Here is a 22,453-nt window from a genome sequence, read left to right on the forward strand (position 1 = left end):
TTCTCCGTGGCCCACCGCGTTTCTAGCGGGACCACTGACGCCAATCTAGGGGTCTGGGCGCAAATCTAAGGACAAGGGACAGCAGGCAGGCCAGGCCACCACGTAGTAGCGCGCCGACATGTCTTAGCTTACCTCAATCAATTAAATAACTATTTAGATACAAAAATTTCTCGTGTATTTTCCTTTGGTTAGCATAACTTCTCCGAAATTACACTGCCTTTCCAAGCTTGACAGCCTCTGAGTTTCGCTGTCTGCTTCGACCAGAGGAGACCGCGCAGGGCTCAAGACTGCACGCTAGAAATTTCCAGGAGGACATTGCTGTTATGTTGAGATTTGCCGTCGTCGGGATCGATCATGGGCACACGTTTGATCATGTGAAGGGCCTGCTTGCGGCCGGTGCCGAGTTCGTTGGATACTGCCCGCAGACCTCAGTGCCAGCGCTCTTGGAAAACTTCAAGAAGACCTATCCGGATACGCCGCAGATCGATCGCGATAGGATCTTCGCTGATCCTTCGATCGACGTGATCTGCATCGCCGCAATCCCGCGCGACCGCGCCGGATTGGCCGTCCGTGCGATGAAGGCCGGCAAGGATGTTATGACCGACAAGCCAGGCGTGACGACTTTTGCCCAACTCGAGGAAGTCAAGCGCACCGTCGCCGACACCGGTCGCATCTTTTCGATCTGCTTTTCCGAGCGCCATTGCGTGCGATCCGCTGTCAAGGCGGGCAAGCTCGTCAAGGAGGGGGCGATCGGCACGGTGATCCAGACGGTCGGCATGGGGCCGCACAGGCTGCAGTTGCCCACACGCCCCGCCTGGTTCTTCGATCCGGAGCAGTTCGGCGGCATCATCGTGGATATTGCCTCGCATCAGGTCGACCAGTTTCTCTTCTATACGGGCTCGACCAGCGGCGAGGTTGTCGGAAGCTCGGTCGGAAACTTCGGCATGCCCGACAAGCCGGCCTTTCAGGACTTCGGTGAGGTGCTGCTTCGCTCCGAGAAAGCCTCAGGCTATCTGCGTGTCGACTGGTTCACCCCGGAGGCGCTGCCGACCTGGGGAGATGGTCGCCTGACCATCCTTGGCACCGAAGGCTACATCGAACTGCGCAAATACATCGATATCGCGGGACGGCCTGGCAAGGACCACCTCTTCCTCGTCAACGGCTCGGAGATGACGCACATCGATTGCAGCGGTGAAAAGCTCGACTATTTCGATGCCTTCGCCGCCGACGTGCGCGACCGTACGGAGACGGCGATGTCCCAGGCTCATGTTTACGAAGTCTGCCGCCTTTCGCTGGAAGCACAATCAAGGGCAGCGCGCCTGGGTCATCGTTGAGGAATCCGCCATGTCCAAGAGGTTTCGTGTCGGCGTCATCGGAGCGGGGATCGCCTCGCGCCACCTGACAGGCTTTGCCTGGAACAAGGATTTGTTTGAGGTCGCGGTCCTTTGTTCGCTGGACGAGGAACGCGGCCAAGCGCTTTGCGAGGAAATTGGCATTCCCGAATATACCCAGGATGCCGAGACGATGATCGCTCGTGCGGATCTTGACATCATCGATATCTGCACCCCGCCAAGTTCGCATTTCGAGCTCTGCCGCAAGGCAATCGAGGCGGGAAAACATGTCATTTGCGAGAAGCCGCTTTTCGGCTCTATCGCCGAAGTGGACGAGATGGCTAGGATCGTAGCGCGAGCCGAAGGTCCGCAACTGATGCCGATATTTCAGTACCGGTATGGCTCGGGACTTCAGAAGCTGAAAATGCTGATCGATCTCGGCCTGACCGGGACGCCGTTCCTCACCACGATCGAAACGCATTGGTGGCGCGGCCCCGACTATTATGCCGTCCCATGGCGCGGAAAATGGGTGACCGAGCTTGGCGGCGGTCTGCTTGGTCACGCGATCCATGCGCATGACATGCTGAACTATGTTCACGGCGCCTGCGCCGAAATCTTTTCCTACGGGGCGACACTCGTAAACCCGATCCAGGTAGAGGATACGGCAGCCCTTTCGGTAAAGATGAAGAACGGCTCGCTGGCGACGCTGTCGATGACACTTGGCTCACGGAAAGAAATCTCGCGTCTGCGGTTCTGCTTTTCAAATCTCGTCGCGGAAAGCATTCTCGAGCCCTACACGATGGGCCGGGACCCCTGGAGCTTCGTTGCCGGGACCGAGGAGCATCAGCAGCGTGTCGATGAGGCGCTGGCCGGTTATGTGGTTAAGGAAGACGGCTATACCAGACAGTTCGAACTGTTCCACCATGCGCTGACATCGGGAGGCGAGCCGCCGGTGACGTTGGAGGATGCTCGCAACTCACTGGAGCTCGTCACCGCGGCCTATCATTCGCAGCGCACCGGCAAGCCGACACCGCTGCCGATCCTTTCCGATCATCCGCTCTACCATTCCTGGCTACCCGAAGAAGAGCGGCGTCTGGCGGCCGGGGCCTGATCCATGATCAAGAGCTTCGAGCATGTCGGCATGGTCACCGGCGACATGGACAGGTCACTGGCCTTTTACCGCGACCTCCTGGGTCTGCGCCTTCATTTACGGAAGACGATGGCGAACGGCACTGAAGTGGCATTCCTGGATAGTGGCAATGGCATGCTTGAGATTTTTGGGCCACCCGGCGGCGCGGGGCCTGCCTCTGATCTTCCAGCCGCAACATCGGGCGTGCTGCACATTACCTTCCTTGTCGATAACGTCGATGAAAGCTTCGCGAAGCTGGAGGCTGCCGGAGTGGCAATTAAGGAGCGACCGCGTCCAGCCGTCAATTCGGAGGTGCTGGACCGAGTAGCATTCCTTCGCGACCCCGACGGTATCATCGTCGAGCTTGCCGAACGCCGTCATGAACGGAAGCTCGATTGATCGCAAACGAGAAGGCCCCCGCAGCGTATTTTTTGCACTGCGGTAACGACTCCGTAATGCTCGTTTGTCAGCCTGAAGGCAACAATAGGTTCCTTCACGGCTGGGCTTGGTATGTCACGCAGCAAAGACGACTGGATCAATCAGCGCGCTTACGCACTCTGGGAAGCCGAAGGACGGCCGGAGGGGCGCGGTGGCGAACATTGGCAGCAGGCCGCACGCGAGTATCAGCAGCTCGAACTGACCCGCGCCTCGGTCGACGGCAGCGACCTCATCGAGCGGCTGCGGACCATGCGCCGCTTGATGCACTCGAGCGACGTTGAAAACGGCGTCGGTGTCCGCGCTGAGGAACAAAAGGCATCTGCGTGAGCAACCAACCGGCGCCCGATCACCGCTCAGGCGCCGCGCCAGCCTCCGTCATTTCCGCACGAGGACGTTGCCCGACCGCAGCCAGAATGGCGGCAGATAGAGCGGCGTCGAAGAGAACGGCAGAATATTGTCGGAGAGCGCCACGCCGAGCTGATCTTCCATGAACGCGCGCCGTGCGGCAATGCGGGCATGCATGTCAGGATAGCGCTGGCGTATCTCTTCGCGCAGCCCAACGTCCGCGAAGGCTACCATGTCTTCGCAATTGAGAGCCCAACCGGCAGGCATCGGCACCGGTATCACGTCGACCTGGAACGGCATGCCGGATCGCAAGCGCTCGGTCGAGCCCGGGCGTACAGGTGAATGAAGCCATTCCTCATGACTTCCGAGGTGACCGGGATTCAGCGCGGAGTTGAGATCCGCGGATTTGAGCTTTTCGGTGACCGCGGAGAACAGATCCCCGCCGGTCACGCCGATATTTGCGGTCTCATACCATGTGATCAAGGCTTCGAAATAGGCCTTCGAGGGCTTCAGGAATTCCTCGTCATGGTCGGTGAGAAGGCCGGCGCGCGAAGACAACGCCCCCCAGTAACCGAGTGCGGTCGTTACGCCGTCTCCTTTCCTCAGGCGGCGGGTCGTCGGGCTTCGCAGACCAATGATGCTCTCGCCGGCACTGACGGAAGCAAACATGGTGTGGACGTTTACAGGGTCCCCCTCGTAGCCGAGGCGGCCAAGAGCCTCGAATTCCGTATCTCCCTCCCTTGCGCCGGAAACGACCCTGAAGAGCGCGTCCGAGCACCGCACGGCGGCCCATTCGAAGGCCGCGAGCTGATCGACATCGATGATCGCGCGATGGCCGGTTTCCGGGTGCATGAGCACAGGCGTCGCATCGACCAGTCGCGCCGAATGACCGATCGCCCGGCGCAGCGCATTCACGATGAAATGGGGAACGAAGAAACTCTGCCCATATTCTTCGTCCTCCTCGGCCGCGAGATATTTCCAGCCGACCAGTCCAATGGAATCTCCGCTTTTTATCCCTGCCTCGCGCAGTCGATCACTGAGCCGCGGGTTTTGACTGCGGTCCTGTCCAAGGAGGCTGAAGGTTTGCGCGCGCAATACGTCGACATCTGGAAGACCGGCAATTGCCGTATAGCTCTCGGATTCGTTTCCGGTGATGATGATCCGGCGCCCGCCAGGACCGAGGAGTAGCAGCGCCTCCTCGAAACGGGGCTCGAAGCCGGAAAGATGCATGATGTTTCCGAAATGCTCGCGATCAGCATAGACGACCAACCAATCGGTGCCAGCGGCCTCAAGGGCTGCGTCCGCGCGCGCGACGTAGGTCGTCGACGGGATTTTCGGCTGCGCTCCAAGTGGTCCGAAATTTGGCAATGCAACAGGTGCTAGACTAATCGACATCAAGTTCCTCCAAGCGAAAATCAAAGCCAGTCAAAGATAAAGGCGCAAAAACGTGTACAGCCGCGGCCTGGCCGCCAAGCAACAAAAGATTAGCATAGCCGAAGCACGCAACGTTGCGATATCACCGCTTCAAAGGTGGAAAGCTCTCGATCATGAATCACGACAATAGCCGCGACGCTCCTCCCACGATTGCCGATGTCGCGCGCTTGGCGGGTGTCTCGCGCGCCGTCGCGAGCCGGGCGCTGTCGAACGAGCCGCGACCGGTATCGTCCGAGAAGCGCGAGCGCGTAATTGCCGCCGCCGCAAGCCTTGGCTACAAGCCGAACCTCCTGGCACAGAGCCTGACTACCAAAACCGTCAACCTGGTCGCCGTCGTGGTCAACCACATCCACGATCTGTCTGATCTCGACCTGTTTGACCGGCTCATTGATCAGGTCCAGTCGATTGGCAAGCAGGTCATCTTGATCCGGATCGGCTCGGTTGCGCGCGTGGACGAGTTCCTGCGCAACGGCGTCGCCTACCATGTCGACGCAGCGCTGGTCTTCTCCGACTTTGCAGACGCCCCGACTGTCCGTCGCTTGTTCCGTTCCGACAGCGTTGTCATGCTGAACGGTCTGCACGACGAGTTCTCCCCCGCTATCATCCCGGACGAAGATGCTGGCATTGCGGAAGCTGTGGCCGACGCTGCGTCGAAGATGGTGCGCACAGCCGGGCTCGTCACCGGCCGCGCCTCCTCTCCCGTGGAGCAGGCACGCATTCGCTCTTACCACGAGGCGTTTTCGCGCTACGGCATCAATCTCACCCGGACGGTCCAGGGCGACTATTCCTATGAGAGCGGGCATGCCGCGGCCAACGCATTGGCCGGCGCCGATTGTCCTGATGCGGTCTTCTGTACATCCGATGCCATGGCGATGGGCATCCTTGACGTCTGTCGGACCGATTTTCCTGCTGGTCGGCCATCGCGGTTCCGGCTCTACGGTTTCGACAATCTGTCGCTGACCGATTTCGACGCCTATCCGATCTCGTCCATTGGCTACGACAAGCTGCTCTATGTTCGCCATATCGTTGAATCCGTCGCCAACCCCGGCAATTTCACGCCGGGTCAACCGCCGGTCACGGTGCCCACACGTTTTGTGCCTCGCCTCACTGCTTAAACGAAAATGGGCTGCCAGGAGGCAGCCCGCAGTTCAAGTTACCACAGGGGGGTCAGGGCAGGGGGATTGGACTCCGGACCCCACCACTTCTTGTAGTTCGCCGCATAAGCACCCGACTGGATGTAATCGGAAACGAACATGTCGAGCCAGCGCACGAATTCCGGGTCACCCTTGGCAACGGCAATGCCGATCGGATCGTTGGAGTAGAGGCCCGGCAGCGTCACGAGCGACGGATTCTTGGTAGCCAGATAATCGAGCAGCGATGAATCTTCGATGGCCGCATCGACGCGCTTCTGCTGCAGCTGCAGAACGCCATCCGGAGCAAACTGATCGACGTAGACGAGTTGGGCATCCGGAACGGCGGTCTTCAGGAAGCTCTCGCCCGTCGTGCCGCGTCCGACGACAACCTTCTTGCCGGCCAGGTCCTTCAACTCCTTGATAGCTGCATCCTTCTGAACGATGACGCGCAAGCCAGCACGATTGTAGGGAATAGTGAAGTTCACCGTCTTGGCGCGCTCGAGCGTTGCCGAGGTATTGGCAACCGCGACGTCGATCTGGCCCGAAACGAGCATCGAGATCCGGGCGTCACCCGAGACGTCGACGAATTCGACGGGTACGCCGAGCTTCTGGGCCAGCAGCGTCGCAACGTCGACATCGTAACCAACAGGATTGTTCTGCGCGTCACGGAAGCCGATCGGCTCGCCGCCGAGCGATACGCCGATCCGAACGGTGCCGCGCGAGCGGATGTCATCGATCATTCCCGCAAAGGACGGAAATGCCGAGCCGGCCGCGATGGCGAGGGCGGCAAGGGTAGTCAGAATACGCTTCATGGTTTCATTCCCTCTTTTGATTATGCCAGTTTCGCTGCCCGCAGTTCCGGTTCGGGCATCGATTCCTCCCAGAGCCAGTAGCGAATTTCGCCCTCGCATCTGAAATTCACGACCTCATGGTTTCCCTTGGCGTCGACTGCATGGATCACGACGCCGGCGAGAAATCCGGAGGAGAGTTCATCGAGCTCATCGACGGCAAGCTTCACCGCGTCGGAGAGCGAATAGCCAAGCTTCATTGCAAGAACAACGGTGCGTGCTGTCGAGCAGCGCATCGTCATCTCACCCGTGTGGGTGCAGGCAGCCGCGCCATAGCGGCTGTCGGCATAAAAGCCGGCGCCGGGGATCGGACTATCGCCAAGGCGGCCTGGATATTTCCACGCCCAGCCGGAGGTGGACGTTGCGGCGTGAATGCCGCGCGCTGAATCAGCCGACAGAAAGACGGTCGTATCGCGCACACGCTCCGGATCAGTGATGGCGCGGCTCAACGGCGCGAGCGGAATATTGGGAAACTTCGCCAGATCCTCCGGCGAAAGTTCCTTTTCCAATCGTTCCCACCAGACCCGCCTGCTGTCCTCGAACAATACGTCGTCCTCGGCGAAACCGATTTCAGTTGCAAAGCGCCGAGCGCCGTCGCCGGTCAGCATGACGTGCGGAAGGCGTTTCATCACCTCATAGGCAAGACGCACCACCGGCAGCGTATTCGGCACGGCACCGACTGTCCCGACATCACGTGTGTTGCCGTCCATCACCGCAGCGTCCAGTTCCATGTTGCCGAGCATGTTGGGCCAGCCGCCGTAGCCGACGCTGCGGACCTTGACTTCGCTCTCCACCTTGCTGATCCCGGCGACCATTGCATCAAGGCTGATTGCACCGTCCCGCAGCATCTCCACGGAGGTCGGGAAACCCGGCCAGGCTTCTTTATTGGCCAAAAGCAGCATCTGAACCTCTAATCTTTGCGCATCTTGGAAAGGAACTGGGCGACGCGCGGCTGTGCCATGCCGCCGTCGGCGGCGAAAAACTCTTTGGTCGGCAGGTCGACCAGCAGGCGGCCCTTGTCGAGGAACACGATACGATCCGAAATCTGCCTGGCGAACTCGACCTCGTGCGTCACGAACAGCATCGTCGTGCCTTGCTGGGCGAGCTTTGCAAGGATCGCCAGCACTTCTGCCGTCATCTCCGGATCAAGCGCGCTGGTCACTTCGTCGAGCAGCAGATAGCGCGGCTGCATGGCAAGCGCCCGGCATATTCCGACACGCTGGCGCTGACCGCCCGAAAGCTGCGCTGGATAGGCATCAGCCCGGCTCCCGAGACCAACCGACTCGAGCAGTGCAAGCGCCGTCGCCTCCGCCTCAGCGCGCGGTTTCTTCAACACCTCGATCGGCGCCAGCGTGATGTTGCCGAGCACCGTCATATGCGGATAGAGGTTGAAGAGCTGGAAGACCGTACCTGACCGCTTGCGGGCCTCCGCCAGTTCCCGGGGTTTGCCGACATCGAATTCATCGACCGTGATCTGGCCGCCGTTCAGCTTTTCCAGGCCATTGATGCACCGGATCAGTGTCGACTTTCCCGAGCCGGAGGAGCCGAGGATCGAGACGACCTCGCCCGGCTCGATCGTCAGATCGATACCATCGAGCACGGTGGTCTGGCCGAAGGCCTTTTTTACGTTTTCAACTTTGATCATGTCAGAGCCCCTTCCAGGCGCTGTGGGCGCGAAGGCGATTTTCGAAGCGCGTCCCAAGCAAGGCAACCAGCTTGGCGGCGGCGTAATAGAGCAAGCCAACGGCCGTCCATACAACAAACGGCTTCAGCGTTCGCATGTTGAGGATGTTGCCGATCTTGGTAAGGTCGACCACGCCGATCACCGAGATCAGCGATGTGACCTGCAACTGGTTGACGAGAAGTGCAATCAGTGGCCCGACCGCGAAGGCGGCAGCCTGCGGGGCGAGCACATGTCGAAGGACCTGCCACCGTGTAAGGCCGAAGACTCTTGCCGCCTCGATTTGATCACGGCCGATGGACTCGATTGCCGAAACCGCGATGACATAGATGAAGGCGGCTGTATTTGCCGACAGCGTGATCGTCGCCGCGGTAACCGGCGTGACGCGGATATGGAATAGCCCTGGCAGACCGAAGAACACCAGAAACAGTTGCACCAGCACCGGCGAATTCTTCAGGAGTTCAGAAACGAAGGTGATCACTTCGCTGAGGACGGGCACACGGTAGTAGCGCACAATTGCCCAGGCAATGCCGATCACCAGTCCGATCAGCGAGGTCGCGAGAAAGAGCGCGATATTGACCCCGAGCCCTTGTGCGAGAAGAACCAGATCAAAGGCTGTAAAATCGGCAAAGCGCATCAGGCAACCGCCTCCATCATGTCACGGTTGAGACGGCGATGGAGGATCGCAATCGCGAGCGATACGAGATAGGTCAAGGCCGCATAGACGACGAGAAGCACAACATAGACTTCGAACGGCCGGTAGGTCTGAGACACCACGATCTGCGCCGAGCCGGTCAGTTCGTTGAGCGTGATCGTGGACAGGATCGACGAGGTGAGGATCATGTTGATCAGAACCGAGCCGAGCGGGCGCACGGATGTCCTGAGTGCGATCGGCAGGACAATGCGGGTGAAGATCACCCTGCGTGACAAGCCGCTCACCTCCGCTGCTTCGATGATGCCCTGATCGATCGCCAGGATGCCGGCGCGGATGATATCGGACGCGTATGCGCCGCCTGCGATCGACAGCGCAATCACGCCTGTTGTGAACGCATCGATGTAAAGACCGATCTCGGGCAGGCCGTAGTAGAAGAAAAACAGCTGCACGATGAATGGCACGTTGCGGAAGATATCGACGTAGACGAAGGCAATTCGCCGCAGCGCCGCTGACGAGGATGTGCGCGCGATTGCCACGAACGCGCCCATGATGACGCTGCCGACGAGCGCGAGAACACACGCTTCTGCTGTCAGCAGCGCGCCTTGTGCGAGAAAGCCAAGATGGGGCAAGAGAATCGACAGGTCGAGCCGCACGATCTCTCCATGAGCACGAGTGAAACCGGTTTCATCGTGTCTCGGTGGCCGAACATTGTCAAGAACGCCCTGGAGATTTCCTGCTATATCCAGCGCGAACGGAGAGATTCGTCTCGTCCGGCGGAATTGCACCGTGCTTGAAGCTGCTGGGGCAGCACCGGCCTTTCCGATTTTTCAAGCGTCATTTAGATTTACCCACCGAACGAGCACCGCCATGAGCCATATTCCGCAGATCGACTACACCACAGCCTCTGAAGAGATTCGGGCCGCGCATGACGAGGAGATGAGGGTACGGGGGCGCATGACGAACATGAAGCGTACCTTGCTGCATTCGCCTGCCGCCCACCGCATCTATGCCGAATGGTTCACGCTGCGCGCAGAGCTTTCTGCAATCGCGGATCGACCGATCTGGATCTTCTCGCATTCGATTTCAAAAGCTGCGAACTCAAGGATCGCCATCACTTTCTTTCGCCGGGCACTGATCAATGCAGGTTTCGACCCGCGGGCCTTGGTACTCTCCGAGGAAGAGGCGCTGCTCGATGCCTTCGGCACGGCGATCGTTGCCAATTCCAACGCGGTTCCCGCCGAGATCTGGACGCAGCTGAAAGGGCGCTACGATGCCAAGACGCTGGTCGATCTCGTGGCCTTTGCCGGCATCATGCTCGCAACAGCGGTCTTCAACAATGTCGTGGAGGTTGACTTCGATCCAGAGCTCGAGCCCTTCGCCGAACCCGGCCGATCGGCGTCCTGACGGACCGCATCCTGTCGAGGTCAGGCGAGCCTAAGCGTATTCGCCGGCTGCCGTCACCTTTGTGGCCAGCTCACGGGCCACAAGGACGGCATGTTCTGTAATCTGTGGCAGTCCCATCAACTCCCCAAATGTCCCACGGGCCAAGGGGCCGGAAATCAGCAAGGTCGGATCAGGACGGCCATCGGCACTTATCGCCTCCGATCGTTCGGTACATGCAATGCCGAGGCCGGTCGGATCGAGCTGCAAGCGTGACTGATCACGCAGGCGAGCGAGCCACGCCTGGCTTTCCAAAATGCTTCCATGCGCGGGACCGGTTGTGACAATAACGGCATCAAAGGTCTTCTGCAGTGGTGCGGCGTGCCGCCGTCTCAGTTCCACATGGATTGCCTCGCCGTCACGTTGCACCCGAGCGACAGAGGCCGCCAACACTTCCATCCTTCCCTCTGCAATCGCTCGCTCCAGCACCTCTTCCACCTGCGGAGCGATGCGGAACCGGTGAGCATCCCAATATGGCCTGATATGGCGTACGATCCTGCAGCGTTCGGCAATCGGCAGGCTCTGCCAGATCGCGTGGCCGTGACCGCGAACCTGGTCGATCACGGCGTGCCACGTCAATCCGGCGGCTGTGGCTTCTGCAATGGTCCGCCGGATCCCCCGCAGCAGCGCCGTCGCGCTATGAGCCGGGGTCTCGAACGCACCGAACGGCTCCTGTGGAAACGGAGCATGCCCTCTCGATCTCAATCCGCGGCGCGAAATCGATGTGATCTGCCCGCGATGGCCGGTACGCGTCAGCGAAGCGACGATGTCGGCCGCGGTCAGGCCGTTGCCGACGACCAGCACCCGGTCCGCCGGACGGACAACGTCGAGCGCGGCCGCAACGGTGGAGTTGGCGACAAAGCGGGGGTGTCCTTCAAGAACTCTGAGTGCATGAGGCGCTGACGGCGCGGGATGGCTGGTGGCGATCACCAGGAAATCGGCAACCGTTCGTCCGCCCTCGTCATCAAGGATCTCCCAGCGCCTGCCGTCCCGACGGACCTCGACAACGGCCGCACGGCGATGATGCACGCTCCGGCTTTGCACCAGGGGAGCGAGCGCCGAAGCAATATAGGTGCCGAAGACATGGCGTCGGGGGAAGAGGTTGCCATCCGGCCGGGACGCGTCCGGATCGTCCGCGACAGCATCGTTGCGGGCCATCCATTCGAGGAAGTCCTCCGGCCGATCCGGCAACAGGCTCATCCGGGCGGCGGGAACATTGATCCGATGCGTTGGATCGGTGGTATCGTAGGCGAGCCCTCTGCCAAGCTCTTCTCGTGGCTCGAAAACCACGATTGCTGGTGGCGGGCTGCATGTGGAGGATGCCAGATGGTACGCAACGCCCGCACCAGAAACGCCTCCGCCGATAATCGCCACTACGGGGCGACACGTCTTGCCACGGGTGTCCTGTCGAGATGTCACGCTGCCCTGCTTCACTTGACCGCGACCCAGATCGCCTTCCTTGTTAGGCGCGTTTTGTCCTTCACGCCCCAAGGCTCAATTTAAAGGCTCACAGCCAGGACAGCAACTTCAATATTCTACAAAATTAGTAGAATTTTTATCCCGCCATCCCGCCAAAGCACCGAAGAGTTTTTCCGTGCTGCAGCGCAATAGAGATGGGCTTGCTTGGTTTATCCTCGGCGATTTTGAAATCATCTGGCCGTTCGAGGCTTGCCTCATCAATTCAAGACGGGAAACACCACAATGAACAAGAAGACGTCCAAATCCAGCCTGACGCGTCGCGCAAGCCTTGCCGCGATCGCCGCCTCCACCATCGCTCTGATCGCATTTGCATCGCCTGTCGCTTCCTTCGCCGAAGACAAGTCGATCAAGGTTGGCATCATGAGTGGCGAGGACGAAGACGTCTGGCGCGTTGTGGCCGCCGAAGCCGCCAAGAAGGGCCTGACGATCGAAGCGATCGTCTTCAACGATTATACACAGCCGAACGAGGCGCTGGAGCGCGGCGAAATCGACGCCAACGCCTTTCAGCACAAGCCCTATCTCGACAATCAGATAAAGCAGCATGGCTATCATATCGTCCCCGTCGGATACACCGGCGTCTGGCCGATCGGCCTTTATTCGAAGAAGCACAAGACCATCGCCGAGTTCGCCGAAGGTGCGGCGATCGGCGTGCCGAACGATCCGTCAAACGAGGGTCGTGCGCTACGCGTTCTTCAAAACGAAGGCATCATCAAGCTCAAGGACGGCACAGGCATCCTCGCGACCGTTACCGACATCACCGAGAACCCGAAGAACGTCGAGATCAAGGAGCTTGATGCCGGTGTGGTCGGCCGCGCCATCGATGATCTGGATGCGGCAGTGGTGAACACCGACTGGGCCCTGAAGGCCGGGCTCTCGGCGGCCGACCGCATTGCGCAGGAACCTATCGCTGACAATCCGTACCGCAACTTCATCGCTGTCAAGCAGGGCAGCGAGAACGAAGACTGGGTGAAGACGCTGGTCTCGTCCTACCAGAACGATGCGGTCAAGGCGGAGTTCGACAAGGTTTATAAGGGAACCGGCCTCAGCGCCTACTGATCGACATTCGCGCCGAGGGGTTAGGCGCGTTGAACAAGGCGGCCCGGGCGTTCCTTGCCCGGGCCGCCTTGGGCGTTTCCGAAGGGAATGACTATGAATACAATCGTAACGGCCTCTGTAATCGAGACGCCGCAAGCAACTGCTGAGGCGGTGGTCCGCCTGGTCGACGTACATCGGCATTTCGGCACCACCCCGGCCCTCGATGGCGTAGCGCTCACCGTCCACAAGGGAGAAATCCTGGGTGTAATCGGGCGCAGTGGAGCCGGCAAATCCACATTGATCCGCTGCCTCAACGGCCTGGAGCGTCCGGATCGCGGCTCAATCGAAATCGAGGGGCGCAGCATCGTTGGTCTCGACGAAAAGGAGTTGCAGCCGCTTCGCCGCCGCGTCGGAATGATCTTCCAGCATTTCAACCTGCTGGCCTCCAGGACGGTCGAGGAGAATGTCGCACTGCCGCTGAAGATCGCCCGCGTGGCAAAGACCGAGCGCCTGAGGCGCGCACATGAATTGCTGGAGCTTGTCGGTCTCGCGGGTAAGGCGAAGGCTTATCCATCGTCCCTGTCCGGTGGCCAGAAGCAGCGGGTGGGCATTGCGCGCGCGCTTGCCGCACGCCCTGCCTTGCTCTTGTCCGACGAGGCGACATCGGCGCTCGATCCCGAGACCACACGGTCGATCCTGGCCCTTCTGAAGGACATCAACCGCAAGCTCGGCCTCACCATCATCCTCATCACGCATGAGATGGAAGTCGTCCGCAGCATTGCCGATCGCGTCGCAGTCATCGATGCCGGCCGGATCGTCGAAGAAGGAAAGGTATGGTCGGTGTTCGCTGACCCGAAAGCGCCGATCACCCGGAGTCTGCTGTCCGGCAGCCGCCCGCAATTGCCGGAGCATATCGCCGCTCGCCTTTCGCCGACATCAGGGGAGGAAGCGATCATAAGCATCGACATGGCGGGCCTCGCCGCACAGGGCGCGGTCTTTGCCGACCTGTCTGCGGCGCTGCCGCAATCCTTCCGGCTCGTCCACGGCGGTATCGACCATATCCAGAACCAGCCGGTGGCGCGGTTCTTCATTGCTGTCCCGATGCGCGACCCTGCGCTCAAGGACAAGGTTCTGCAGTTTCTGAAGGCTCGCTCTGCGCGGGTGGAGGTCCTTGGCTATGACACCGATCATGTTTAATCTTCTGCTTCGTTCCCTCTGGGAAACGATCCTGATGACGGGTGCATCCGGACTGATTTCGCTGGTCTTCGGCCTGCCGCTCGGTCTCGCGCTCGTTCTCACGAACAAAGGCGGCATCGCCGAGAACGCCTGGGTAAACGGCATCCTTGGGGCCATCATCAATGGTTTCCGTTCCGTGCCGTTCATCATCCTGCTGGTGGCCCTGATCCCGGTGACGCGCCTGATCGTCGGCACTGCGCTTGGCACCTGGGCGGCCATCGTCCCGCTCGCCATTGCCGCAACGCCCTATTATGCACGGATCGCGGAAGTGTCGCTGCGCGAGGTCGATCGCGGACTGATCGATGCGGTGCGCGCCATGGGCGGCAATCGCTGGACGATCATTCGCGAAGTGTTGGTACCGGAAGCTTTACCCGGCATCGTCGCCGGCTTCACGGTCACCTTGGTGACCCTGATCGGGGCCTCGGCAATGGCCGGTGCGATCGGCGCTGGCGGTCTCGGCGACCTTGCCATCCGCTATGGCTACCAGCGCTTCGAGACAACCGTCATGGTGGCAGTCGTTGCCGTCTTGATCGTGCTTGTCTGCGGCATTCAGTGGCTCGGCGATCGACTGGTCGAAAGGCTTGACCATAAATAGTCAGCGGCGAAACGCAGCGGCAGGGTGCGAGGATGGCAACCTGCCGCTGCCGCCAAACAGCTTCTGCCTGAGTGGTCCCTCGGTGTAGTCCGCCTTGAACAGCCCGCGCTCCTGCAGCACCGGAACGACGAGATCGACGAAGTCGCGCAGGCTTTCCGGCGCCACGGTACGTGCCAGGTTGAAGCCGTCCACACCGCCATCGGAAACCCATGCCGCCAGGCGGTCCGCCACTTGCTCGGCCGAGCCGACAATGGGTTTCATACGGCTGCCGAGTACCATTTGATCAATGATCTGGCGCAGCGTCACCGGCTTTGACGCTTCCCTGGTGATTGCGGCGAGCGCAGACTGATTGGCATTGGTGGACCTCTGCTCGATTGGATCGTCGAGGCCGTATTTCGAGAAATCAACGCCTGTCGAGGCCGAATAATGCGCCAGGGAAGCATCGACACTCGCATGGCGGCGGTAGTCTTCGAGCTTTTCGAATGCCTCCTTTTCGGTGCGACCAACGACAACCGTCACAAGGCCGAGAACACGCAAGGCATCCGCCCCGCGCCCTGATGCCGCCGCCTTGTGCTTCAGGGCCGCCACGGTCGGCCTTGCCGCCTGCGGGGTCGGCGTCGCGATGAAGACGCATTCGGCGTGTCGGGCCGCGAAATCCTGCCCGCGCGTCGAAGCGCCTGCCTGGAAGAGCAGAGGCGTGCGCTGTGGCGAAGGCTGCGAGAGATGAATACCCTCCATCTTGTAGTATTGGCCGTCGTGCTTGACGGCTCGGACTTTCGACGGGTCGGCGAAGACGGCTCGCGCCTTGTCACCAAGTACCGCATCGTCGTCCCAGCTGCCCTCCCAGAGCTTGTAGAGGATTTCGAGATATTCCTCGGCCGCGTCGTAGCGCGCGTCGTGTTCCGGCAGTTTGTCGAAACCCATCGCACGCGCAGCACTGTCGAGATAGCCGGTGACCATGTTCCATCCGATGCGACCCTTTGTCAGGTGGTCGAGCGTCGACATGCGCCGCGCCAACAAGTACGGCGGCTCGTAGGTCGTGTTGACCGTTACCCCGAAGCCGAGATGCCTGGTGACATAGGCCATTGCCGAGATCGGCATCAGCGGGTCGTTGACCGGGATCTGCGCGCCGGCCTCGATGACGGGTGCCGGACTTTTCTTGTAGACATCGTAGACCCCAACGATATCCGCCAGGAATATCCCGTCCAGCTTGCCCCGCTCGGCTGTCCGGGCAAAGTCCACCCAGTAGTCGAGGTCGGTATAGTGAGGGGACGTATCGCGTGGATGCGTCCACATGCCGTGATTGATATGACCGACGCAGTTCATGTCGAATGCGTAGATCTGCATCTGCTCCATACAATCATTCCCTGGGCCGGTAGACCCGGCGCCGCCTTGAGCCACGAGGGACGCTTTGCGTACCCCTAGCTCTTACCTTTCCACGGAACGAGGGTTGCTTCCAAGAGCCGAACGGCAGCGCTGAAAGCAAATGCACAGGCAGCGATGATGCCGATGCCAACGAAGACAACGTCGGTTGCCAGAAACTGGGACGCCGACATGATCATGTAGCCGATGCCGCGGTTGGAGGCGATCAACTCCGCAGCGACGAGCGTGCCCCAGCCGACGCCAAGCGCAATTCGGATACCCGTCAGGATCTCCGGCAGAGCCGATGGCAAAACGATGCTGACAAGAAGCTGCCAGGGCCGGGCGCCAAGCGATCGTGCGGCGTTGACGCGCTCGATCGGCAGGGCGCGCACGCCAGCCTGCGCCGAAAGGCAAATCGGTGCGAACATGGCAAGCACGAGAAGCGTTACCTTCGACGTCTCGCCGATGCCGAGCCAGATGATCATCAGTGGCAGATAGGCGAGGGGCGGCAGCGGCCAGTAGAATTCGATCGGTGTGTCGAATATGCCCTTCGCCCAGCGATTGAGCCCCATCAGCAGGCCGATCGGGATGCCGGCGGCAATGGCGATGGCAGCTGCCGTTGCAATCCTGAACAGGCTTGCCGAAATATGTTCGCCGAGCGACGCGCCGGCATAGCCGTCACGATAGACGGCTCCGAGTTGCGTGGCGACCTCCTGCGGTGTCGGCAGGAAAAGACGCGGTACCAACCCCAGCCTGGCGATCAGCCACCAGGTTCCAATCAAAGCGACCGCTGTTGCGAAGCTGATGACAAGCGTATTGCGTTCGCCGACGCCGAACCCGTTCATCTCGACGGTTTTCGGTTGATCCGTTTCGGCCCGCACGACCACGCCCGTCGTTTCGATGACATTGCTCATTCCGCCGCACTCCTGATCTCGTCGGAGCCATGTAGAATGGTCCGGATTTCTTCTCGCAAACTGGCAAACTCCGGTGCCATCTTGATCGATCGGGCGTCGCCAGTGCGGGCAAATTCGCGAACGAAATCGAGTTCGAAGCGCGCCACAATGCGGCCGGGACGCGGCGACATCACCACAAGCTGCGTCCCGAGGAACAGAGCTTCCTCGATCGAATGCGTGATGAAGAAAATGCGTTTTCCCGTTGTTTTCCAGATCGATACGAGGAGTTCCTGCATCTGTTCACGCGTCAGGCTGTCCAGGGCTCCGAAAGGCTCGTCCATCAAAAGCACATCAGGATCGGCGGCAAGGGCGCGGGCAATCCCGACGCGCTGGCGCATGCCACCCGACAATTCGTAGGGAAAGGCTTTCGCGAAGTCTTTCAAACCGACGAGAAACAGAAGCTCTTCCGCGCGGGTACGCCGCGCAGCTTTTGGAGTACCCGTAAACTGAAGGCCAAGTGCGACATTGTCGACGACCGACTTCCAAGGCAGCAGGGTATCCTTCTGGAACACGACGCCTCGGTCCGCGCCAGGGCGCATGACCGGTCGCCCATCAAGAGTAATCGTGCCCGAGGAAAGCGGCAGGAAGCCGGCAATCGCATTGAGGAGTGTGGACTTGCCGCAACCCGATGCACCAAGTGCCACGACGAAGCTGTTGTCTGGAATATCGAGAGAAACGCGATCCAGGGCATGGACCGTCCGGCCATCCCGCGTCCGGAAATAGACGCTTGCGTGATCGACTTTGAGCATGTGCCGTCTCTTCATGTTGTGACGCTGGCGCGATATCGCGCCAGCGTAGCAGGATGGGAGGATTGTTCGTTATTTCAGTTACTTGCGTTGACAAGTGCATCCGGCGTGACAAAAGCCGCGTAGCTCGGCAGCACCTCGCTCACCTTGCCCTGATCCTTCAGGAAGGCGGCCGTGTCCTTGAGGATCTTGGCTGCGCCCGACTTTTCGCCGCCACCGAGCCAAGCCTCGGACGCCTGCACCTCAGGGGTCAGCAGCGTGAGGTTCTTCAGTGCGGCAGCCTGCTGCTCGGGTGTGCCACCAAGTGTCTTGGCAAGCAGCTTGGCATTTTCGCTGTCGGCGTCCCAGGCCTTCTTGTCTGCCGCGAAGGAGGCGTAGTACTTGTTGACCACGCTGGCGAAGCCCTTCAGGAACGCCGGGTTCTCATCGGCGAACTTCGATGCGGAAACCCATGCGGAGAAAGTGGGCGCGCCCTTGTCGGCGACATCCTTGGAGGTGACAAGCACCTTGCCGTTCTTTTTCAGCTCGCTCAGCGCCGGATCCCAGACAAAACCACCGTCAATGTCGCCGCGGTTGTAGCTGGCGACGATCTCGGGCTGCGGAATTGCAAAGACCTGAACATCCTTTTCCGTCAGTCCGAGAGATTTGATCAACGCAAGAAGCTGATAGTGGTCGGTCGATACCGGCGCGGCAGCGAGCTTCTTGCCCTTGAGGTCGGACAGAGACGCAATGCCCGAACCGTTGCGAACAACCAGAGCCTCGTCGATGCCGGAGATCGAGGAAAGGTAGAAGGCCTTCACCTCCAGTCCGCGCGAGGTCGCAGCTGCGAACGGGCTCGAGCCGACGTAGCCGACCTGCACATCGCCCGAAGCGATGGCCGCGAAGATTTCGGCCCCGGAGTTGAACTTGCGGAAATCGATGTCGTAGCCGGTTGCCTTCGCAAATTCGCCATTGGCGATTGCGACCGACGACGGCAGCGCGTCCGTCTGATAGGCCACCACGACCTTCTTGTCGGCTGCCTGTACTGTAAATGTTGCCAGCAGGCTCGCGGAACCGAGTGTGATCGCCGCCAATAATGTCCTGATATTCATGTTTCGCCCCCTTGCGGCTGAGCGTCAGCCTCAGCGCCTGAACTTGTTTCGACGCTTATAACCGTAGGGCGGATGCTTCAGCGGACACAGGCAAAACTATCTATTTTATAGAATATAAGAACAATATTGTTTTTTGATTGAGTTGAGGCGCAAACATTCGCGCCTCGGCCGGCTGAGGGGCCTCGATCGGCATCATAATTGGGAAATGGCGTCAGACCGGATCGATAAAGATCAGGAAGCAGCGCGCTCTGCCGCTCACCTCGACATCCCCGGGTTGCTCGAGCGGAAGCTCGACATCCCCGGGTTGCTCGAGGAGAAGCGTATCGCCTGGGCCAAGATCCACGCTTTGACCACTCCATTCAACGGTGAGCGCGCCCTGATGACACAGGAGAAGCCACGTCGGCGCGGCGGGCTGAAAGGTGACCCTGGAATCGATATCAGCCCTCTCGACCCGGTGGCGCAATCCGTCGCGACGCGTCATGACGTTCAGGTCCGTGATGGGTCCCTCGGCAAGCGTTGCAGTGACAGCGACATCGGCGGCAAAGGCGAGGGGAGCGCTGTCCTGCGTCAGCAACAGCGGATTATCCCCATCGATTGCGAGCTGCATGCCGTTGCCGTCGATAACCGAAAGCGTCCGGTCGATGCCGGGAAAGATCGAGAAGGGGCCATCGGTCGCGACCGTTGCCATGCTGACGCGCCAGTCGAAATCAGAAAGGGCCGCCCCCTCGGGCGAGACGGCGACCTCAACGGTCTCGCCGCCGCCGTTCTTCCACGGCATGCGGCGATAATTGCTGGCTCTGAGGACGGTGGCGCGGGTCATTTTTGCTCCATCATTGTGAACTCCCTGTCACCGGCTGGAAATGAGCGACAGTGGAACCCTTCCCCCTATTTAAGGGATGGCTTCGATCCTCTCCTCATGGCACAGGCTTTTCGGAGGCATTGATCCTTCTCTCCGTCGACAAGGCCGTCGCACGATGCGGCGGCCTTGTTCGACCGATGTGAGGCTTAGTTTCCGAGGATCGCGGGCAGGCGCAGGCCTTGTTCCTTGGCGCACTCGATCGCGATCTCGTAGCCCGCGTCGGCATGGCGCATGACGCCGGTTGCCGGGTCGTTCCAGAGAACACGCTCAAGTCTGCGCGCCGCCTCATCAGTGCCGTCGGCGCAGATGACCATACCGGAATGCTGCGAGAAGCCCATGCCGACGCCGCCACCGTGATGGAGCGACACCCAGGTCGCACCCGATGCGGTGTTCAGGAGCGCATTCAAAAGCGGCCAGTCGGAGACCGCATCCGAGCCGTCCTTCATCGCTTCCGTCTCGCGGTTCGGTGAAGCGACGGAGCCGGAGTCGAGGTGGTCGCGGCCGATGACAACGGGTGCTTTCAACTCGCCGTTCCTGACCATCTCGTTAAACGCAAGGCCGAGACGATGGCGATCGCCGAGACCGACCCAGCAAATGCGCGCCGGCAATCCCTGGAAAGCGATGCGATCGCGGGCCATGTCCAGCCAGTTGTGCAGGTGCTTGTTGTCAGGCAGAAGCTCCTTCACCTTGGCGTCGGTCTTGTAGATATCCTCCGGATCGCCCGACAGGGCTGCCCAGCGGAAGGGACCGATGCCGCGGCAAAACAGCGGGCGAATATAGGCAGGCACGAAGCCCGGGAAGGCGAAGGCGTTTTCCAGGCCCTCGTCCTTGGCAACCTGACGGATGTTGTTGCCGTAATCGAGCGTCGGGACGCCAGCATCCCAGAAGGCAACCATCGCTTCGACGTGGACCTTCATCGACGCGCGCGCGGCCACTTCGACAGCCTTCGGATCGCTCTCGCGCTTGGCCTTGGCTTCCTCGACAGTCCAGCCAGCTGGCAGGTAACCGTTGCGCGGATCGTGCGCGGATGTCTGATCGGTCACGATATCGGGGCGAGGGCCACCGGCCTTCATGCGGCGAACGAGTTCCGGGAAGATTTCGGCAGCGTTGCCGAGCAGTCCGACCGACTTTGCTTCGCCGGCCTTCGTCCACTTGTCGATCAGCGCCAGGGCCTCATCGAGTGTCTTCGCCTTCTCGTCGACGTAGCGTGTACGCAGACGGAAATCGATGCGCGTCTCGTCACATTCGACGGCCAGGCAGCAGGCGCCCGCCATCACGGCTGCGAGCGGCTGTGCGCCACCCATGCCACCAAGACCGCCGGTCAGGATCCATTTGCCCTTGAGGTTGCCATCGTAGTGCTGGCGGCCGGCCTCGACGAAGGTCTCGTAGGTTCCCTGCACAATGCCTTGCGTGCCGATATAGATCCATGAGCCGGCTGTCATCTGGCCGTACATGGCAAGGCCCTTTTTATCCAGCTCGTTGAAGTGATCCCACGTCGCCCAGTGCGGCACGAGGTTCGAGTTGGCAATCAACACGCGGGGGGCATCCTTATGCGTGCGGAACACGGCGACTGGCTTGCCGGACTGCACGAGGAGCGTTTCATCCTCGTTCAAAGTCTTCAGGGTCGCTGCGATACGGTCGAAATCGTCCCAGGTGCGGGCTGCACGGCCGATGCCGCCATAGACCACCAGCTCGTTTGGATTTTCCGCGACGTCAGGGTCGAGGTTGTTCATCAGCATGCGCAGCGGCGCTTCGGTCATCCAGCTCTTGGCGTTGAGTTCACTGCCGCGCGGGGCGCGGATCTCGCGAATGTTGTGACGTGGATTTGAGGTCATGCGGGGTTCCCCCTGTCGAGTGATCGTTATCGTTTCAGGTCCGGTGCGATCTGCTCGATGCGCACCAGAATGTCTTTGAGGTGGACGCGAAGGCGCTCTGCCTTGGCAGCGTCGTAGGCAAACGGCGGCGCCTCGGTCTCAAGATGCGTCGATTGCGCGAGTTCCATCTGGATGGCGTGCACGCCCGTTTCTGGCTGCCCGTAGTGGCGTGTCGTCCACCCACCCTTGAAGCGGCCGTTGAGCACGCTGTCATAGCCTTCAGCCTTCTCGACGACCGTGAGTGTCGCCTGTTCGATGGCCCCATCGCAGGTCTTGCCCATGTCGGTGCCGATGTTGAAATCCGGCAGCTTGCCTTCGAAAAGGAAAGGAATATGCGAGCGGATCGAGTGGCAATCATAGAGGATCGCCACGCCATGAATTGCTCTCACACGCTCGACCTCGGCGGCAAGGGCTGCATGATAGGGAGCATGAAAGTCCCTGAGCCGCGCCGCAATGTCGGCTTCATCAGGTGCCCGTCCATCCTTCCAGATCGCCTTGCCGTCGAAGTCCGTTTCAGGAACCAGGCCGGTGGTGTTTTGGCCGGGATAGAGGCTGACGCCTGCCGGATCTCGGTTGGCGTCGATGACGTAGCGATGGAACGTCGCGCGCACCGTCGTCGCATCGGCAAGCAGGCCGTCATAGAGGTCGTGGATGTGCCAGTCGGTATCGGCAAGAATCCTGCCGTTATCATTCAGACGCTCCCAGATGCCGGCGGGCACGTCAGTGCCGGTGTGCGGAAAACCCAGGATAATGGGTGAAGAACCCTGTTTGACGTCGACGACAGCCATC

General features: G+C 60.5%; 23 protein-coding genes. 9 read left to right on the forward strand and 14 right to left on the reverse strand.

What is annotated here, in order from left to right; genetic code table 11:
- The first annotated feature begins 323 nt into the window (after positions 1–323).
- The 4 genes from AC1DE4_RS17390 to AC1DE4_RS17405 all read left to right on the forward strand — a co-directional run bounded on the left by AC1DE4_RS17390 (position 324) and on the right by AC1DE4_RS17405 (position 3,225).
- Positions 324–1,334, forward strand: coding sequence for a Gfo/Idh/MocA family protein (locus AC1DE4_RS17390; protein ID WP_477882227.1), 1,011 nt, complete (start codon positions 324–326; stop codon positions 1,332–1,334).
- A 10-nt stretch (positions 1,335–1,344) separates the two neighbouring features.
- Positions 1,345–2,442, forward strand: coding sequence for a Gfo/Idh/MocA family protein (locus AC1DE4_RS17395; protein ID WP_477882229.1), 1,098 nt, complete (start codon positions 1,345–1,347; stop codon positions 2,440–2,442).
- A 3-nt stretch (positions 2,443–2,445) separates the two neighbouring features.
- A complete protein-coding gene (locus tag AC1DE4_RS17400; protein WP_477882231.1) occupies positions 2,446–2,859 on the forward strand; it encodes a VOC family protein in 414 nt (137 codons plus the stop codon).
- A gap of 111 nt (positions 2,860–2,970) precedes the next feature.
- Positions 2,971–3,225 carry a DUF2934 domain-containing protein gene (locus AC1DE4_RS17405; protein ID WP_477882233.1) on the forward strand — a complete coding sequence of 85 codons (255 nt, stop codon included), beginning with the start codon at positions 2,971–2,973 and terminating at the stop codon, positions 3,223–3,225.
- Positions 3,226–3,273: 48 nt separating this feature from the next.
- Here the strand turns inward: AC1DE4_RS17405 and AC1DE4_RS17410 are convergent, their stop codons facing one another.
- Positions 3,274–4,638 (reverse strand): Xaa-Pro aminopeptidase, encoded by a 1,365-nt coding sequence (locus AC1DE4_RS17410; RefSeq protein WP_477882235.1) that lies wholly within the window; start codon positions 4,636–4,638, stop codon positions 3,274–3,276.
- Between the two features lie 152 nt (positions 4,639–4,790).
- On the opposite strand from AC1DE4_RS17410, the gene AC1DE4_RS17415 reads away from it, so the two are divergent.
- On the forward strand, positions 4,791–5,792 hold the full coding sequence (locus tag AC1DE4_RS17415; protein ID WP_477882237.1) for a LacI family DNA-binding transcriptional regulator: 1,002 nt from the start codon (positions 4,791–4,793) through the stop codon (positions 5,790–5,792).
- A gap of 38 nt (positions 5,793–5,830) precedes the next feature.
- Here AC1DE4_RS17415 and AC1DE4_RS17420 read toward each other — a convergent pair whose 3' ends face one another.
- Genes AC1DE4_RS17420 through AC1DE4_RS17440 form a run of 5 tightly spaced genes read right to left on the reverse strand, consistent with a single transcriptional unit; the run spans position 5,831 to position 9,647 of the window.
- Positions 5,831–6,622: a transporter substrate-binding domain-containing protein gene (locus AC1DE4_RS17420; RefSeq protein WP_477882239.1), complete on the reverse strand. Its 792-nt coding sequence runs from the start codon at positions 6,620–6,622 to the stop codon at positions 5,831–5,833.
- Positions 6,623–6,642: 20 nt separating this feature from the next.
- Complete coding sequence (locus tag AC1DE4_RS17425) at positions 6,643–7,560, reverse strand: glycosylasparaginase (RefSeq protein ID WP_477882241.1); 918 nt, start codon at positions 7,558–7,560, stop codon at positions 6,643–6,645.
- An 8-nt stretch (positions 7,561–7,568) separates the two neighbouring features.
- Complete coding sequence (locus AC1DE4_RS17430) at positions 7,569–8,303, reverse strand: amino acid ABC transporter ATP-binding protein (RefSeq protein ID WP_477882243.1); 735 nt, start codon at positions 8,301–8,303, stop codon at positions 7,569–7,571.
- A 1-nt stretch (position 8,304) separates the two neighbouring features.
- The gene (locus tag AC1DE4_RS17435) at positions 8,305–8,976 is read right to left on the reverse strand and encodes an amino acid ABC transporter permease (protein WP_477882245.1); all 672 of its coding nucleotides are present in this window, start codon (positions 8,974–8,976) and stop codon (positions 8,305–8,307) included.
- Positions 8,976–9,647, reverse strand: coding sequence for an amino acid ABC transporter permease (locus AC1DE4_RS17440; protein ID WP_018856166.1), 672 nt, complete (start codon positions 9,645–9,647; stop codon positions 8,976–8,978). The genes AC1DE4_RS17435 and AC1DE4_RS17440 overlap by 1 nt, the downstream gene beginning before the upstream one ends.
- A gap of 214 nt (positions 9,648–9,861) precedes the next feature.
- Here AC1DE4_RS17440 and AC1DE4_RS17445 point away from each other — a divergent pair, with 214 nt between their 5' ends.
- Positions 9,862–10,398 carry a carboxymuconolactone decarboxylase family protein gene (locus AC1DE4_RS17445; protein ID WP_477882247.1) on the forward strand — a complete coding sequence of 179 codons (537 nt, stop codon included), beginning with the start codon at positions 9,862–9,864 and terminating at the stop codon, positions 10,396–10,398.
- A gap of 30 nt (positions 10,399–10,428) precedes the next feature.
- On the opposite strand, the gene AC1DE4_RS17450 is transcribed toward AC1DE4_RS17445, so the two are convergent.
- On the reverse strand, positions 10,429–11,853 hold the full coding sequence (locus AC1DE4_RS17450; RefSeq protein ID WP_477882249.1) for an FAD/NAD(P)-binding protein: 1,425 nt from the start codon (positions 11,851–11,853) through the stop codon (positions 10,429–10,431).
- 282 nt (positions 11,854–12,135) lie between these two features.
- Between AC1DE4_RS17450 and AC1DE4_RS17455 the strand changes: the two genes are divergently transcribed.
- The 3 genes from AC1DE4_RS17455 to AC1DE4_RS17465 all read left to right on the forward strand — a co-directional run bounded on the left by AC1DE4_RS17455 (position 12,136) and on the right by AC1DE4_RS17465 (position 14,779).
- Complete coding sequence (locus tag AC1DE4_RS17455) at positions 12,136–12,969, forward strand: MetQ/NlpA family lipoprotein (RefSeq protein ID WP_477816997.1); 834 nt, start codon at positions 12,136–12,138, stop codon at positions 12,967–12,969.
- Positions 12,970–13,062: 93 nt separating this feature from the next.
- Positions 13,063–14,145: a methionine ABC transporter ATP-binding protein gene (locus AC1DE4_RS17460; protein ID WP_477882251.1), complete on the forward strand. Its 1,083-nt coding sequence runs from the start codon at positions 13,063–13,065 to the stop codon at positions 14,143–14,145.
- A complete protein-coding gene (locus AC1DE4_RS17465) occupies positions 14,126–14,779 on the forward strand; it encodes a methionine ABC transporter permease (protein WP_477882253.1) in 654 nt (217 codons plus the stop codon). Before AC1DE4_RS17460 ends, AC1DE4_RS17465 begins: the two co-directional genes overlap by 20 nt.
- On the opposite strand, the gene AC1DE4_RS17470 is transcribed toward AC1DE4_RS17465, so the two are convergent.
- The 7 genes from AC1DE4_RS17470 to hutG all read right to left on the reverse strand — a co-directional run bounded on the left by AC1DE4_RS17470 (position 14,780) and on the right by hutG (position 22,452).
- Entirely contained in the window at positions 14,780–16,135 is a 1,356-nt protein-coding gene (locus tag AC1DE4_RS17470; RefSeq protein WP_477882255.1) for an LLM class flavin-dependent oxidoreductase, read from the reverse strand.
- Between the two features lie 65 nt (positions 16,136–16,200).
- Positions 16,201–17,055 (reverse strand): ABC transporter permease subunit, encoded by an 855-nt coding sequence (locus tag AC1DE4_RS17475; RefSeq protein ID WP_113161653.1) that lies wholly within the window; start codon positions 17,053–17,055, stop codon positions 16,201–16,203.
- Positions 17,052–17,843 (reverse strand): ATP-binding cassette domain-containing protein, encoded by a 792-nt coding sequence (locus AC1DE4_RS17480; protein WP_112644600.1) that lies wholly within the window; start codon positions 17,841–17,843, stop codon positions 17,052–17,054. Before AC1DE4_RS17480 ends, AC1DE4_RS17475 begins: the two co-directional genes overlap by 4 nt.
- Positions 17,844–17,917: 74 nt before the next feature.
- Positions 17,918–18,931: a taurine ABC transporter substrate-binding protein gene (gene tauA, locus AC1DE4_RS17485; protein WP_113471735.1), complete on the reverse strand. Its 1,014-nt coding sequence runs from the start codon at positions 18,929–18,931 to the stop codon at positions 17,918–17,920.
- 211 nt (positions 18,932–19,142) lie between these two features.
- On the reverse strand, positions 19,143–19,751 hold the full coding sequence (locus AC1DE4_RS17490) for a HutD/Ves family protein (protein ID WP_477882258.1): 609 nt from the start codon (positions 19,749–19,751) through the stop codon (positions 19,143–19,145).
- A 185-nt stretch (positions 19,752–19,936) separates the two neighbouring features.
- Positions 19,937–21,625, reverse strand: a complete 1,689-nt coding sequence (gene hutU / locus AC1DE4_RS17495) for a urocanate hydratase (RefSeq protein ID WP_018856178.1) — start codon at positions 21,623–21,625, stop codon at positions 19,937–19,939.
- 26 nt (positions 21,626–21,651) lie between these two features.
- Positions 21,652–22,452, reverse strand: coding sequence for an N-formylglutamate deformylase (gene hutG, locus AC1DE4_RS17500; RefSeq protein WP_477882260.1), 801 nt, complete (start codon positions 22,450–22,452; stop codon positions 21,652–21,654).
- Position 22,453: the final 1 nt, after the last annotated feature.

It is taken from the genome of Rhizobium sp. 10N414 (genome assembly GCF_056394785.1).